The following is a 13709-nucleotide window of genomic DNA, read 5'->3' as shown; positions in this document are numbered from 1 at the left end:
TGTCGGCTGTCGCCGCCCCGGCCTATAGTCAGGCACGGTCTGGCATGGAATGCGCTGCCCTGTGCTGCGGCGCTGCTAGAATCATGGGTGTAGTCCCCTCGTGGAGGTCTCATCATGCGCACGCTTTCTGTTGTGATGGTCGCCCTGGCGCTGGCCGGTTGTGGCGACAGCGCCGTACAGGACGCCCACAAGGCCGTGGCCTATAAATTGATGGACCCGGGGTCGGCGCAGTTTCGTGAAGACCGCGAGCTGGCAGATGGCAGCGTCTGCGGCGAGGTCAATGGCAAGAACAGCTATGGCGCCTACTCGGGCTACGGGCATTACCTGGCGCGCAAGGGCGCGGATGGCTTTCAGGTAGTGCTGGACCCGCAGGCCACCAACCCCGACGCCGCCCAGGCATGCGGTTACCCGTTGGCCGCGCTGCCAGCGCCGGCACCCGCACCTGCCCAGGCGCCAGCCGCGCCCGTGGCGGCTGCCAAGGGGCCGAATGAAATAGCCGGGGTGAAGTGGTCGGTGAAGGTGGCTTCCACCAGCGCCGAATCCGCTGCGGCCATGAGCAAAAAGCTGGCGGGCTACGGCTATGCACCGTACGTGGCGCGGGAGGACAACGTCAGTCGCGTCTACGTGGGGCCGTTCGACAGCAAGTCCGATGCCACCCGCAAACTCGACCAATTGCGCCGTGACCACAAGCTGCGCGGCGTGCTGGTGCGCTACCGCGGGGTAGGCGACCTGCCCGCGCCCGCCGTGGTGCACGGCTAGTCGACGCTGTTGATGCCCTCATCGACATAGCTGTCGGACTCGTCCGGCAGCACCTCGCTGGTGTCCACCTCTTCCTCGCCCTCGTCCAGGTCGTTCAGCGGTGCTTCGTCGCCGTGGTCGAATTCAGGTTCGTTGTCCATTTGGGGCCTCCAGCTGCTTCGGGGGTTCAGGGCTCGATGTCGTTGAACGAGCAGTACTCTTCCCAGCTCATGCCCAAGGCTTCGGCCACTTCCCGGTGCACTTCCAGGCGCATGGCCTTTAGCTCCTCCGGGCTTTGCGCGATCAGTTCCAGGGTCAGCTCCCAAGGCTCGATGCCCTGTTCCTCGGCCTGGTCGTCGAACGCCCATTGCAGCTGCTGCTGTTGTTCCTCGGGGCTCAGGGCCTTGGTTTCTTCCAGCAGGTGCGGGTTGGCAGCGGCGAATTTGTCCAGGGCAAGCTGGGTGCGGTCTTTGGCAATCATGGTGGTCTCTGTAAGGCGGTAAAGGCTTGTCTTGGGCAGCAAAGGGGGTTCAAGGGGCGGCGGCGTTCAGCGCGGCCGCCAGCAGTATCAGGGCGAACACCAGCAGCAGTAGCAGCATTACTAACTTCATCGCTTGTCCTGCGCGCGGCGCTTCGAAAGAATCACGTTCATATTACAGCGTAACGTCATGGCACGGTTCCGCGCGGCTGGGCGGGCCTCTGCGCGACGATCGGTGGTAAAATCGGCCGATCATATTCGGGAGGTGGGCGTGTGCGCAAATTGATCGTGGTAGGTGCGGTGCTGATGCTGGCCGGTTGTGGCAGCGCGGTGGAAGAGTCGGCCAAGGCCGTGCTGCTGCACCTGGACAATCCCAAGACGGCGCGTTTCACCAACGTGCGCACCACCGCCAAGGGCGATGTCTGCGGCCAGGTGCGGCAGAAGAACGCCGCCGGCCAGTTCGAAGGCTATCGCAACTACGCGGCCATCAAGACTGAAGATGGCTTTACCGCCATCATCGACGAAGACGGCAACAACCCCAAGGTGCGCGAAGTGTGCGGTGAAGCCCAGGAAGTGACGGCCAATGCCGAGCCTGGCGCCGCTGCCGCCCAGGCCGCCCACGGCTGGGAAGTGCAGGTCGTCGATGGCGCCAACATGGGCGCCCTCAGCGACATGACCGCGCGCCTGATCGAGAACGGCTTCATCGCCAGCGTCACCCAGCGTGACGGCAAGCAACTGGTGTACCTGGGGCCGTTCCAGACTAAGGAAGAGGCCGAGCAGAAGCGTGCGCAACTGCTGGCGTCCCAAGGTATCAAGTCAGTGGTGGTGGAGCACCAGGCGAACTGACTGGTCGCGGTGGCCGAGGGTCCCGTACACTCGGGCGTCAAAGACAAGGAGTGCAGCCCGTGAACGGATCGCCTGACGATATAAGCCTGGAAGCAGCCACCCAGCAGCACGCCCAGGGCCTGGCCCACCTGTACGGTGACCCGGCCGTGGCCCGGCAGGTGCTGCAATTGCCTTGGTCTACTGCTGAAATGTGGAGCAAGCGCCTGGCGGCCGGAGCCGACAATGAGCGCCGCGTGGCGCTGGTGGCGGTCGACCAGGGCCAGGTGGTGGGGCATTGCGGCCTGTGGCAGAACGAACGGGTGCGCCTTGCCCATGGCGGCTCACTGGCGATCGGCGTGGCGCCGCGCTGGCAGGGCAGGGGCGTAGGCAGCCGGTTGCTGGCGGCCGCGCTGGAAGTGGCGGACAACTGGATGGCGCTGCGCCGGGTGGAATTGACGGTGTACATCGACAACGCGCCGGCGCTGGCGCTGTATCGCAAGTTCGGTTTCGAGGTGGAGGGCGAGTTGCGCGACTATGCGGTGCGTGATGGCCGCCTGGTCAACGTCTACACCATGGCGCGCCTGCGTGGATAACACTCATTTTCCCTGTGGGAGCGGGTTCTACCCGCGAAGAATGCGCCGCAGTGAGTCAGGCATACAGCGCTGTGCTTTTCGCGGGTAGAACCCGCTCCCACAAAGATTGTGTAGCGGGTGCTGGGGTCAGCGGTGCGGGCGGGCCATTTCGTGGCGTACGCAGCCCTGGTAGTAGGTCTGCTTCACGGCGGTGGGCCGTAGGCGCGAACGGCTGTGGTAGGTCTGCTCGGTGATGCCAAGGGCCATCTTGCGCATCCAGGGCTGGCTGTAGCGATGCTGCTGCACCTTGCGCCGCGCGCTGTACAGGGTCACCCCCGACAGCTTCCACTGCTGCGCCTGGCGCGCAGCCTCTGCACCCCACTGGCACATACTGCGGTCGTGGCGGCTCAGGTCGCGGGCCATCGCGCTGCCTGCGGCAGTCGTCAGCACCACGGCCAACATGGCTAGAATCACACGTCTCATCAATAACCTCGTCTGAATGTCAAAGCGGCGCCCGCATCAGCGGCAGTTGCCGGCGATGTGGTAATGGGCGGCCAGGGCTGCGGCCTCGCTGTCGAATTCCACCCGGTTCTTGGCGGCGATCGAGCCGTATGACGGGCAGTCCGGGCGGTGGTAGGTCATGGATGTGCGGTTGCCACGCACGGCGCCGGCGGCAGTGCTGGCGGCACTGGCCACCTGCTGGGTCGCAGCCGGAGCCGCAGGCTTGGCAGCGGCGAACGGCGCGGCCTTGCCCGCTGCCTTGCCGCCCATCACCACGTCCATGAAGATTGGCGCGTGGTCGGACACGCTGGAACGGCCCTTGGCGTTGGTCATCTTCAGGTAGGCCGGGTAGTCGAACACCTTCACGCTCTTGACGTTGATGGTGCTTTCGTTGGCCACGAAAATGTTGTCATACAGGTTGGAGAACTGGCCGTCGGTGGTCGCCAGGGTGCTGGCGCCCTGCAGCATCAACGGGCGCGCGCTGGTGCGCAGGCCGGCCCAGGCGGTGGAGGTGGGCGGGGTGTTGAAGTCGCCCATCAGCATGATGTTGGTGTTGCCGTCATACACGCTCTTCAGCCAGTCCCAGTAGTCGCCCAGCACGGCGATTTCCTTGGTGCGGTCGGCCACGGTCTTGCCGTAGTGGATGTGCACGGTGGCGGCGACGAAGGTGGTGTTGTCCTTCAGGTTGCGGAAGCGCGCCGAGTAGGGCTCGCGCTCGAAGTGGTCGCCCTTGTCGAGGTAGGTCACGGCGCCGTCTTCGTAGGAGACAGCGTCGTCACGCCAGACGAAGCCGTACATCTCCTTGTAGGAGCTGCGCCCGGTAAGGTGGGAGGCCATGGCCGACCATTTCTTCCCGGTGGCCTGTTCCAGGGCTTTCTGCAGGGCGGTCAAGCCGTCCTCGTTCATCAATTCCTGTACCGCGAGAAAGTCGACGTTCTGTGCCACTTTGGCAATGCTGGTGAAGTCCTTGCCGGGGCGCACGCTGAGGTGCTCCAGGTTCCAGGTGCCGATGCGCACATCGGCAAAGGCCTGCCCGCAGACAAGCATCAACGCCAGCAGCGCCGTGGTTAATTTCCTGAACATGCATGATTCCAATCAAAAACGAGGGGAGGGGCGGGCCATGGGGGCGGCCCGCCACTGTAAGAAGCGAGGCGAAGCGGGCTCAGTCTTCCTTGGGCACGACCCAGAAAATCTGTACGCCGCCGTCGTCACGCCAGGCGAGGGTGACGTTGTCGTTCTCGCCGATCTCCTCCAGCAGCTGCGCCCAGTCCTCGGGCGATTCGTGGTCCAGCTTGAAAATCAGGGCCGACTTGGCCTTTTGCGCGGTAGGCGCGTTGATGATTTTCGAGATGCGCAGACCCAGCTGTTGGTAGCTATCGAGCGGGGAAGGGGCTGAAGATGAGTTGGCCACGAAGCATTCCTTATTTTGCTGTACGTGCATACAGTATTTCACTGTGGGCAATTTCGCAACGGGTCTACTGAAGAAGCGCGCTTCTGACCGCGAATTTCATGATTTGCTGCGCGGCCAGGAAATTTTTCTGTTTATTCGTGGCTCTCATGCAGGAGGAAGCGCCCCTTCATGCCCCAGGAGACGTCAGATGAATACCCGGAACCTGATCTTCGCCAGCGTGCTGGTGGCCACTGCCAGCCTCGCCGGTTGCTCCACGCAGACGGTAGTCACCTTGCAGAACGGCACCCAGTACATCACCCGCGCCAAGCCGGACACCAAGAGCGCCGACGGTTTCTACGAGTTCACCGACGTCTCCGGCAAGCACGTGCGCGTACGCGCCGATGAGGTGGCCACGGTCAAGCCCGAAGACTGATGGCCCTACCTGCGCTATGCTGTGACTCCGGGTGGTTTAGCCGCCCGTAGGACTTTCCCCACGCCTGTGACCCACCTCGCAGGCGCCGCAAAATTAGCCGCGCGACCCGTTGACAAAGTGGCGCGGCGTTCGCATAGTTCACTCACGCAAACGTTTGCGTTGAGGGATCCTGGCTTTATCCTTTCAGCACGATCTCTGCGCATATCCGCTGCAAACAATAATCATAAGATCGGAGTGACCCATGAAATTGCCATTCGCTGGACGTTTCCTCGCTGTCTCCCTCCTGGCCGCCGTCTGCGCTGCCGCGCCCCTGTCCCAGGCCATTGCCGACACCACCAAGCCGAAAGTGGCGCTGGTGATGAAGTCCCTTGCCAACGAATTCTTCCTGACCATGGAAGACGGCGCCAAGGACTACCAGAAGGCCCATGCCGCCGACTTCGACCTGATCTCCAACGGCATCAAGGACGAATCCGACACCGCCAACCAGATCCGCATCGTCGAGCAGATGATCGTTTCCAAGGTCGACGCGCTGGTCATTGCCCCGGCTGACTCGAAGGCCCTGGTGCCGGTGATCAAGAAGGCCATGGACGCCGGCATCACGGTGATCAACATCGACAACCAGCTGGACCCTGCCGTGCTCAAGAGCAAGGACATCAGCGTGCCGTTCGTGGGCCCCGACAACCGCAAGGGCGCGCGCCTGGTGGGTGAGTACCTGGCCAAGCAGCTGAAGGCCGGCGACCAGGTGGGCATCATCGAAGGCGTGCCGACCACCACCAACGCCCAGCAGCGCACCGCCGGCTTCAAGGACGCCATGGACGCCGCGCAGATGAAGATCGTCTCGGTGCAGTCGGGCAACTGGGAAATCGACAAGGCCAACGCCGTGGCGTCGGCCATGCTCAGCGAATACCCGGACCTCAAGGCCCTGCTGGCCGGCAACGACAGCATGGCCCTGGGCGCGGTGTCTGCCGTGCGCGCCGCCGGCAAGGCCGGCAAGGTGCAGGTGGTGGGCTACGACAACATCAACGCCATCAAGCCAATGCTCAAGGACGGTCGCGTGCTGGCCACGGCCGACCAGTTCGCCGCCAAGCAGGCGGTGTTCGGCATCCAGGCCGCGTTGAAGATGATCAAGCACGAGCCCGTGGATGGCGCCGCCAATGGCGTGATCGAAACCCCGGTAGAGCTGGTCACCAAGCCCTGATTCCCTGCACTGCCGCGCCCGCGCTTCCGGTAACGGGAGGCGGGCGCCTGGAGAATTCCTATGTCAGCTGCTGCCCCGAACGTCGTACTCTCGGTCAGTGGTATCGGTAAGACCTACGCCCAGCCCGTGCTCTCTGGCATCGACCTGAGCCTGGTGCGTGGCGAGGTACTGGCGCTGACCGGCGAGAACGGCGCCGGCAAAAGTACCTTGTCGAAGATCATTGGTGGCCTGGAAGTGGCCACCGTGGGTGAAATGCAGTACCAGGGCCAGCCCTACCAGCCCGGCAGCCGCGCGGCCGCCGAGGCGTTGGGCGTGCGCATGGTGATGCAGGAGCTGAACCTGCTGCCGACGCTGTCGGTGGCGGAGAACCTGTTCCTCGACAACCTGCCCAGCCGTGCCGGCTGGATCAGCCGCAAGCGCTTGCGCGAAGCGGCGCTGGCAGCCATGGCCCAAGTGGGCCTGGAGGCCATCGACCCGGACACCCTGGTGGGCGAGTTGGGCATTGGCCACCAGCAGATGGTGGAAATTGCCCGCAACCTGATCGGCGATTGCCACGTGCTGATCCTCGATGAACCGACCGCCATGCTCACCTCGCGCGAAGTGGAAATGCTCTTCGAGCAGATCACCCGCCTGCAGGCCCGCGGCGTGGCCATCGTCTACATCTCCCACCGCCTGGAAGAGCTGGCGCGGGTGGCCCAGCGCATCGCCGTGCTGCGCGACGGCCAGCTGGTGTGCGTGGACGAGATGAGCCAGTACAACAGTGAGCAACTGGTCAACCTGATGGTCGGCCGCGAGCTGGGCGAGCACATCGACCTGGGCGCGCGCAGCATCGGCGAGCCGGTGCTGGCGGTGAAAAACCTCAGCCGCGCGGACAAGGTCAAGGACGTGTCCTTCGAGGTACGCCGCGGGGAGATCTTCGGCATTTCCGGCTTGATTGGCGCCGGCCGCACCGAGCTGCTGCGGCTGATTTTCGGCGCCGACGCCGCCGACAGCGGCCACGTCGAGGTGGGCGCGCCGCTGCGCAAGGCCGCCATCGGCTCGCCAGCCGACGCGGTGGCCCACGGCATTGCGTTGATCACCGAGGACCGCAAGGGCGAAGGCCTGCTGCTGCCGCAGTCGATCAGCGCCAACATCGCCCTGGGCAACATGCCGGCGATTTCCGCCGGCGGCGTGGTCAACGGCGGCGCCGAGCGCGAACTGGCCCAGCGCCAGATCGCCGCCATGCGCATTCGCAGTTCCAGCCCGGACCAACTGGTGTCGCAGCTGTCGGGCGGCAACCAGCAGAAGGTGGTGATCGGCCGCTGGCTGGAGCGCGACTGCTCGGTGCTGCTGTTCGACGAGCCTACCCGTGGCATCGACGTGGGCGCCAAGTTCGACATCTACGCGCTGCTGGGCGAACTGACGCGCCAGGGCAAGGCGCTGGTGGTGGTGTCCAGCGACCTGCGCGAGCTGATGCTGATCTGCGACCGCATCGGCGTGCTCTCGGCCGGGCGCCTGATCGACACCTTCGAGCGCGACCACTGGACCCAGGACCAACTGCTGGCGGCAGCCTTTGCCGGCTATCAAAAACGAGACGCGCTGGTCAGCGATACAGCGCCCAGGAACCTTGCATGAAAACTCCCGTACTGCCCCAGGCCTCGCCTGCGGCCAAGCGCAGCGGCACCTACTTCGGCCTGGGCACCTACCTGGGCCTGGCCGGCGCGCTGCTGGCCATGATCGTGCTGTTCTCGCTGCTCAGCGATCACTTCCTGTCCTACAACACCTTCAGCACCCTGGCCAACCAGATCCCCGACCTGATGGTGCTGGCCGTGGGCATGACCTTCGTGCTGATCATCGGCGGCATCGACCTGTCGGTGGGCTCGGTGCTGGCGCTGGCGGCCTCGGCGGTCAGCGTGGCGATTCTCGGCTGGGGCTGGAGCGTGCTGCCGGCCGCCGTGCTGGGCATGGGCTGCGCGGCGCTGGCTGGTACCATCACCGGCTCCATCACCGTGGCCTGGCGCATCCCCTCGTTCATCGTGTCCCTGGGCGTGCTGGAGATGGCCCGCGGCGTGGCCTACCAGATGACCGACTCGCGCACCGCCTACATCGGTGATGCCTTCGCCTGGTTATCCGACCCCGTCGCGCTGGGCATCTCGCCGTCGTTCATCATCGCCCTGCTGGTGATCGTCCTCGCCCAGGCGGTGCTGACCCGCACGGTGTTTGGCCGCTACCTGATCGGCATCGGCACCAACGAGGAGGCCGTACGCCTGGCGGGCATCAACCCCAAGCCGTACAAAATCCTGGTGTTCTCGCTGATGGGCCTGCTGGCCGGCCTGGCCGCGCTGTTCCAGATCTCGCGCCTGGAGGCGGCCGATCCCAACGCCGGTTCCGGCCTGGAGCTGCAGGTGATCGCCGCCGTGGTGATCGGCGGCACCAGCCTGATGGGCGGCCGCGGCTCGGTCATCAGCACCTTTTTCGGCGTGCTGATTATTTCAGTGTTGGCCGCGGGCCTGGCGCAGATCGGCGCCACCGAGCCGACCAAGCGCATTATTACCGGTGCTGTCATCGTGGTGGCGGTGGTGCTCGACACCTACCGTAGCCAGCGTGCCCGGAAGCGGAGTTGAGTCATGGCAACCATTAAAGACGTGGCCGCATTGGCGGGCATTTCCTACACCACCGTGTCCCATGTGCTGAACAAGACGCGGCCGGTCAGCGAGCCGGTGCGGCTCAAGGTCGAGGCCGCCATCGCCCAGCTGGACTACGTGCCCAGCGCCGTGGCGCGTTCGCTGAAGGCGCGCAGCACGGCCACCATCGGCCTGCTGGTGCCTAACAGCATCAACCCGTACTTCGCCGAACTAGCGCGCGGTATCGAGGACTTCTGCGAGCGCAACGGCTACTGCGTGATCCTGTGCAACTCCGACGACGACCCGAAGAAGCAGCGCAGCTATTTGCGCGTGTTGCTGGAGAAGCGCGTCGACGGCTTGATCGTCGCCTCGGTGGGCGAGGACAGCGACCTGCTCAGCAGCCTTGCCACGGTGCGCACGCCCATGGTGATCGTCGACCGCAGCCTGGATGGCGTGGCCGCAGACCTGGTGCGCATCGACCACGAACTGGGCGGCTACCTGGCCACCCGGCACCTGCTGGAGCTGGGGCACCGCGACATCGCCTGCATCAACGGCCCGGCGGACACCAGCGTGGCGCAGATGCGCCTGGCCGGCTTCCGGCGGGCGCTGGCCGAGTTCAGCGTCGATAGCCAGCCGCTACGGGTGCTGGAGAGCGATTTCAGCGGCCCCGGTGGCTACCAGGCGGCCGGCCAGCTGCTGGATGGCCCGCAGCGGCCGACGGCGATTTTTGCCGCCAACGACATGATCGGCATGGGCGTGCTGCGTGCGGCCGCCGAGCGCAATATCCGCGTGCCCGGCGAGCTGTCGGTGATCGGCTTCGATGACATCCAATTGTGCCGTTACGTGTACCCGGCGCTGACCACCGTGGGCCAGTCGATTCGCCAGCTCGGCGAGCAGGCCGCCGAGCGCCTGTTGCTGCGCGTGGCCGGCAAGGCCGGGGAGGGCGTGAGCCAGCAGATCGTCGCGCCGAGCATCGTGTTGCGCGAATCCACCGCGCCGCGTTCGGACCTTTTCAATGAATACCGCTGAAACAGAGTGCAGGCACATGCAAGCGAAAGTTGTGGTAGTAGGCAGTTTGAACATGGACCTGGTGACCCGCGCCTCGCGGTTGCCGCAGCCGGGTGAAACCGTGGTGGGCAGCGGCTTCGCCACGGTGCCGGGCGGCAAGGGCGCCAATCAGGCAGTGGCGGCGGCGCGCCTGGGGGCGCCCACGGCGATGGTCGGCTGCGTGGGCGACGATGCCTACGGCGTGCAGCTGCGCCAGGCGTTGCTGGACGAGGGCATCGACTGCCAGGCGGTGGATGCGGTGCCGGGCGTCAGCAGTGGCGTGGCGTTGATCGTCGTCGATGACGCCAGCCAGAACGCCATCGTCATTGTCGCCGGCGGCAATGGCGAGGTCACCCCGCAACGGGTGTCGGCCGCCGATGCGCTGTTGCAGCAGGCCGAGGTGATCGTCTGCCAGCTGGAGGTGCCGGCGCAGACCGTGGCGTTCGCGCTCAAGCGCGGCCGCGAGCTGGGCAAGACCGTGATTCTCAACCCGGCGCCGGCCAGCGCGCCGCTGCCCGCCGACTGGTTCGCGCACATCGACTACCTGATCCCCAATGAAAGCGAGGCGCTGGCGTTGACCGGTATTGCGGTGGACTCCCTTGCCGGTGCGCAGCAGGCGGCCGCCTGGCTGCTGGCCCGGGGTGCGCGCAAGGTGATCATTACCCTGGGTGCCCAGGGTTCGCTGTTCGCTGATGGCGCTGGCTTCGAGCATTTCGCCGCGCCCAAGGTGCAGGCCGTGGACACCACGGCGGCGGGCGATACCTTCGTCGGCGCCTTTGCTGCAGCGCTGTCGCGCGGTGAAAGCGAACGCGCGGCCATCGCCTTCGGCCAGGTGGCCGCCGCTTTGTCCGTCACCCGTGCGGGTGCGCAGCCGTCGATTCCGACCCAGGCAGACGTGGCGGGGTTCGCGCGCCCATGAAGAAGACACCTTTGCTCAACATCGCCCTGTCGCGGCTGATCGCCTCCCTGGGGCACGGCGACCTGGTGGTGATCGGTGACGCCGGCTTGCCGGTGCCTGCGGGCGTGGAGCTGATCGACCTGGCGCTGACGCCCGGCGTGCCGGACTTCGTCTCGACCCTGAAGGTGATCCTCAGCGAAATGCAGGTGGAAAGCCACGTGCTGGCGCGCGAGATCCTGGGCGCGCAGCCACCGGCGCTAGGGGTGTTGCAGCAGTTGGACGGAGAGGGCGCCCTGGGTGAGCGGCAGCTGCTCAGCCACGAAGAGTTCAAGCAACTGACCCGCCAGGCCCGGGCGGTGGTGCGTACCGGTGAGTGCCAGCCCTACAGCAATATCATCCTGGTAGCGGGCGTTACCTTTTAACTCCGGCGGGGCGTGGGACGCGGCCTGCGGCCGCTGCTACAGGTGCTGCGCGTGATCTGTAGCCGCTGCCGCCAGGCTGCGCTGGCCCCGGCGTGCGCTGAAGAATTTCAGCGTGGAGAAGGGCCAGCGCAGCCTGCGGCGCGGTATGCCGGGGGTTGCGCGGTGTGTTCGGACGCGGCCTGCGGCCGCTGCTACAGGTGCTGCGCGCGATTTGTAGCCGCTGCCGCCAGGCTGCGCTGGCCCCGGCGTGCACTGAAGAATTTCAGCGTGGAGAAGGGGCAGCGCAGCCTTCGGCAGCGGCTACACCGATCCGCGTAGCAGCTGCCGCAGGCTGCGTCCGGCTGCTGCGCGGTATGCCGGGGGATGCGCGGTGTCAGACGACGCCGCTTCAAGACAGTTGCTGCTACAGGGCTGCTAGGGCGATGTGTTTGCTGAACACCTGCTCGATGAACGACTGCGCCGCCGACGTGCCCAGTTCCTTGACCAGCAGGTCGATGGCAATGATCGCCAGTTCCTCCGGGGTGCCCGGGCTGTAGGAGCATTGGCCCTGGGGCCACCTGGCTTTGATGTCGGCGTCTAGGGTTACGTTGGCCATGGTGCGTGAATTACCTGAGCAGGGGGAATGGCATCAGCGGGGCCGTTTCCCTGGCCGCTGAGCCCCGTTGCGGCAAATGGCCTGCACGGGGAGCCCAAGTAAACCATCTGCGGCAGTGTTTGGCACTCCTACTTAGGCATAAAGCGCGGATCGTGCCAAAATCAGGCTTATTTGCCTGGCTGGATACCCCTGTGCACATCGATTTGAATGACCCGAACGCCTTCACCCTCGACGCCGTGCGCCAGCTGATCGCCGCGGGCGACGACCATGTCCACAACCAGTTGCGGGTTCGCCGTGACGGTCGCGCCTGGCTGTCCACCGTGGTCGGTGGCCAGGACATCGAGGGCCTGTGTTTTCGCCTGGAAACCTGGGCGGCCGGCTCCGGCTACGTGGGCGAGGTAGCGGCCTGTGACGACGTGTGGGTGCAGCAGATCTTCAACGCCTTGAAACAGAACTGGCCGAACCCGCCCTTCGACTACATCGACGTCTATTAACATTTAGACACGATTGCGCTGCGCCAGCCCCGGACGGCTGGGGCAGACTGCGTGTCATGCAACCCTTGCGCGCGCGCGTTGTCGCACAGGGGCTGTTCTATTTTCTCAAAGGAGGCTTCATGTCCTGCATGCGTGCATCATGGTTGACCCTGCTGGCGGCAATGGCCCTGGCGGGCTGTGCATCGTCCGGCGGTGGTTCGGGCGACAGTGGTTCGGCGAGTGGCTCGCCGGCGGTAGCAAACGACGGCCGCTGCAACGCCGAAGGCGCACAGTTCGCCGTGGGCAAGCCGGCTACCCCGCAATTGCTGGAGCAGGCGCGCACCCGCTCGGGCTCGCAGATCGCCCGTATCCTCAAGCCCAATGACGTGATGACCCTGGAATACCGCTCCGACCGCCTGAACCTCAACGCCGATGGCAGCGGCACCGTGACCCGCGTCAACTGCGGCTGACCGCCTGGCGGCAAATCGCAGGCACAAAAAAACCCGTCACCAGGACGGGTTTTTTTTAGCTCGGGAGATTACTCGCCGCGAACTTGAGCAGCTTGCATGCCCTTTTGGCCTTTCTCAGCCACGAACGAAACGGTCTGGCCTTCTTTCAGGCTTTTGAAACCGTCGGATTCGATAGCTTTGAAGTGTACGAACAGGTCGTCACCGCCACCTTGAGGAGTGATGAAGCCGAAGCCTTTCTCATCGTTGAACCATTTTACGGTGCCGGTTTGGCGATTAGACATGGTGTATCTCCAAGAAACATATTAAGTAGTGCTGTGCTGCTCAGGCCAACTGGGCACACCGGGCTATCATAGTCTAATTGTTCGACCGAATAGCTCTTTAGATGCGCATTTGTCTCAGCTATTTTTTCGTCCCTGACCCGCAAAACCCGCCATACCCTTGAATTCATTGGGTTTGGCGGAAAAAAGCGGGCTAAAAAAAAGCCGAAAAAAAACACAGATTTCACCCATGCAGGGCCCATTTTCGGGCCCTGTGGGTCATGCAGCAGCACGCAAGGCGGAAAAACGGGTCATTTTTTGCTGCGGCAGCTGGCAGCGGCGTCCATCATTTTCTTCTGCAGCTGGGCGTCCACGCCGTTGTCCGAGTTGGCAACCTGCTTGAGTTCCTCGGTGCTCAGCTTGCTGGTGATGGCCTTGTCGCTGCACGCGCAGGCGGCCTTGGCCTTGTCGGCCGTGGTGTGCTCGCCGGCGGATTTCTCGCACTGCGACACGAACTGGCTCTCCGCCCCCGCAGGCCACTCGCCGGCGCTGGCCAGCTGGGGCAGGGTGATCGCGGCGCAGGCGGCCAGGGAAAGGAAAAGCGATTGAAGACGCATACCGTAATGCTCCTTGGGTTCAGGTTGACTCGAAGTATGGCTTGCCCTGCATCAGAGTGAAGGCGAGCGATCAAGTTCCTGCAAGCCTGCCGGTTTCGACCACTCATCGGTAGTTTTATATGCTAGAGTGATCGGCCTCGACAGGTGCGGGTTGCTCCTTTGGCAACCGCAATGCCGAGTTACCATTTTTAC

Annotated in this window: 20 protein-coding genes; 12 read left to right on the top strand and 8 right to left on the bottom strand. The window is 64.7% G+C overall.

Features of this window, described 5'->3' with window-relative positions; translation table 11 throughout:
- Nucleotides 1–114: 114 nt before the first annotated feature.
- Complete coding sequence (locus RAM80_RS07930) at nt 115–759, top strand: SPOR domain-containing protein (protein ID WP_416425675.1); 645 nt, start codon at nt 115–117, stop codon at nt 757–759.
- Here the strand turns inward: RAM80_RS07930 and RAM80_RS07925 are convergent.
- Together RAM80_RS07925 and RAM80_RS07920 are read right to left on the bottom strand one after the other, a co-directional pair.
- Entirely contained in the window at nt 756–899 is a 144-nt protein-coding gene (locus RAM80_RS07925) for a hypothetical protein (RefSeq protein WP_416425672.1), read from the bottom strand. The genes RAM80_RS07930 and RAM80_RS07925 overlap by 4 nt on opposite strands.
- A 26-nt stretch (nt 900–925) precedes the next feature.
- A complete protein-coding gene (locus RAM80_RS07920; RefSeq protein ID WP_416425671.1) occupies nt 926–1219 on the bottom strand; it encodes a DUF6388 family protein in 294 nt (97 codons plus the stop codon).
- A 270-nt stretch (nt 1220–1489) separates the two neighbouring features.
- Here RAM80_RS07920 and RAM80_RS07915 point away from each other — a divergent pair, with 270 nt between their 5' ends.
- On the top strand, nt 1490–2062 hold the full coding sequence (locus RAM80_RS07915) for an SPOR domain-containing protein (protein WP_416425669.1): 573 nt from the start codon (nt 1490–1492) through the stop codon (nt 2060–2062).
- Between the two features lie 59 nt (nt 2063–2121).
- A complete protein-coding gene (locus tag RAM80_RS07910) occupies nt 2122–2634 on the top strand; it encodes a GNAT family N-acetyltransferase (RefSeq protein WP_416425667.1) in 513 nt (170 codons plus the stop codon).
- Nucleotides 2635–2760: 126 nt separating this feature from the next.
- Here RAM80_RS07910 and RAM80_RS07905 read toward each other — a convergent pair whose 3' ends face one another.
- The 3 genes from RAM80_RS07905 to RAM80_RS07895 all read right to left on the bottom strand — a co-directional run bounded on the left by RAM80_RS07905 (nt 2761) and on the right by RAM80_RS07895 (nt 4576).
- A complete protein-coding gene (locus RAM80_RS07905) occupies nt 2761–3096 on the bottom strand; it encodes a hypothetical protein (protein ID WP_416425666.1) in 336 nt (111 codons plus the stop codon).
- 36 nt (nt 3097–3132) lie between these two features.
- A complete protein-coding gene (locus tag RAM80_RS07900; protein ID WP_416425665.1) occupies nt 3133–4197 on the bottom strand; it encodes an endonuclease/exonuclease/phosphatase family protein in 1065 nt (354 codons plus the stop codon).
- A 79-nt stretch (nt 4198–4276) separates the two neighbouring features.
- Nucleotides 4277–4576 carry a DUF1654 domain-containing protein gene (locus tag RAM80_RS07895; protein WP_416425663.1) on the bottom strand — a complete coding sequence of 100 codons (300 nt, stop codon included), beginning with the start codon at nt 4574–4576 and terminating at the stop codon, nt 4277–4279.
- 136 nt (nt 4577–4712) lie between these two features.
- Here RAM80_RS07895 and RAM80_RS07890 point away from each other — a divergent pair, with 136 nt between their 5' ends.
- From RAM80_RS07890 to rbsD, 7 genes are all read left to right on the top strand, one after another.
- Nucleotides 4713–4937, top strand: a complete 225-nt coding sequence (locus RAM80_RS07890; RefSeq protein ID WP_416425662.1) for a YgdI/YgdR family lipoprotein — start codon at nt 4713–4715, stop codon at nt 4935–4937.
- A 241-nt stretch (nt 4938–5178) separates the two neighbouring features.
- Nucleotides 5179–6135: a sugar ABC transporter substrate-binding protein gene (locus RAM80_RS07885; protein ID WP_416425661.1), complete on the top strand. Its 957-nt coding sequence runs from the start codon at nt 5179–5181 to the stop codon at nt 6133–6135.
- A gap of 60 nt (nt 6136–6195) precedes the next feature.
- Nucleotides 6196–7749, top strand: a complete 1554-nt coding sequence (locus tag RAM80_RS07880; protein ID WP_416425659.1) for a sugar ABC transporter ATP-binding protein — start codon at nt 6196–6198, stop codon at nt 7747–7749.
- Complete coding sequence (locus tag RAM80_RS07875; protein ID WP_416425658.1) at nt 7746–8738, top strand: ABC transporter permease; 993 nt, start codon at nt 7746–7748, stop codon at nt 8736–8738. The genes RAM80_RS07880 and RAM80_RS07875 overlap by 4 nt, the downstream gene beginning before the upstream one ends.
- A gap of 3 nt (nt 8739–8741) precedes the next feature.
- Complete coding sequence (locus RAM80_RS07870) at nt 8742–9767, top strand: LacI family DNA-binding transcriptional regulator (RefSeq protein WP_416425657.1); 1026 nt, start codon at nt 8742–8744, stop codon at nt 9765–9767.
- Between the two features lie 16 nt (nt 9768–9783).
- A complete protein-coding gene (gene rbsK, locus RAM80_RS07865; protein ID WP_416425656.1) occupies nt 9784–10704 on the top strand; it encodes a ribokinase in 921 nt (306 codons plus the stop codon).
- The gene (rbsD, locus tag RAM80_RS07860; RefSeq protein WP_416425655.1) at nt 10701–11105 is read left to right on the top strand and encodes a D-ribose pyranase; all 405 of its coding nucleotides are present in this window, start codon (nt 10701–10703) and stop codon (nt 11103–11105) included. Before rbsK ends, rbsD begins: the two co-directional genes overlap by 4 nt.
- Nucleotides 11106–11508: 403 nt before the next feature.
- Here rbsD and RAM80_RS07855 read toward each other — a convergent pair whose 3' ends face one another.
- Nucleotides 11509–11700, bottom strand: a complete 192-nt coding sequence (locus RAM80_RS07855; protein ID WP_416425654.1) for a hypothetical protein — start codon at nt 11698–11700, stop codon at nt 11509–11511.
- 191 nt (nt 11701–11891) lie between these two features.
- Between RAM80_RS07855 and RAM80_RS07850 the strand changes: the two genes are divergently transcribed.
- Both RAM80_RS07850 and RAM80_RS07845 read left to right on the top strand, forming a co-directional pair.
- A complete protein-coding gene (locus tag RAM80_RS07850) occupies nt 11892–12194 on the top strand; it encodes a hypothetical protein (RefSeq protein WP_416425652.1) in 303 nt (100 codons plus the stop codon).
- 119 nt (nt 12195–12313) lie between these two features.
- The gene (locus RAM80_RS07845) at nt 12314–12643 is read left to right on the top strand and encodes an I78 family peptidase inhibitor (RefSeq protein WP_416425651.1); all 330 of its coding nucleotides are present in this window, start codon (nt 12314–12316) and stop codon (nt 12641–12643) included.
- Nucleotides 12644–12711: 68 nt separating this feature from the next.
- Here the strand turns inward: RAM80_RS07845 and RAM80_RS07840 are convergent, their stop codons facing one another.
- Nucleotides 12712–12924, bottom strand: coding sequence for a cold-shock protein (locus RAM80_RS07840; RefSeq protein ID WP_003234260.1), 213 nt, complete (start codon nt 12922–12924; stop codon nt 12712–12714).
- A gap of 287 nt (nt 12925–13211) precedes the next feature.
- Nucleotides 13212–13517: a hypothetical protein gene (locus RAM80_RS07835; RefSeq protein WP_416425650.1), complete on the bottom strand. Its 306-nt coding sequence runs from the start codon at nt 13515–13517 to the stop codon at nt 13212–13214.
- Between the last annotated feature and the right edge of the window lie 192 nt (nt 13518–13709).

Source organism: Pseudomonas sp. App30 (genome assembly GCF_047947025.1).
Taxonomy (GTDB): Bacteria; Pseudomonadota; Gammaproteobacteria; order Pseudomonadales; family Pseudomonadaceae; genus Aquipseudomonas.
Note: the sequence above shows the minus strand (reverse complement) of the source record. Positions and strands in the feature narration are given on the sequence as shown.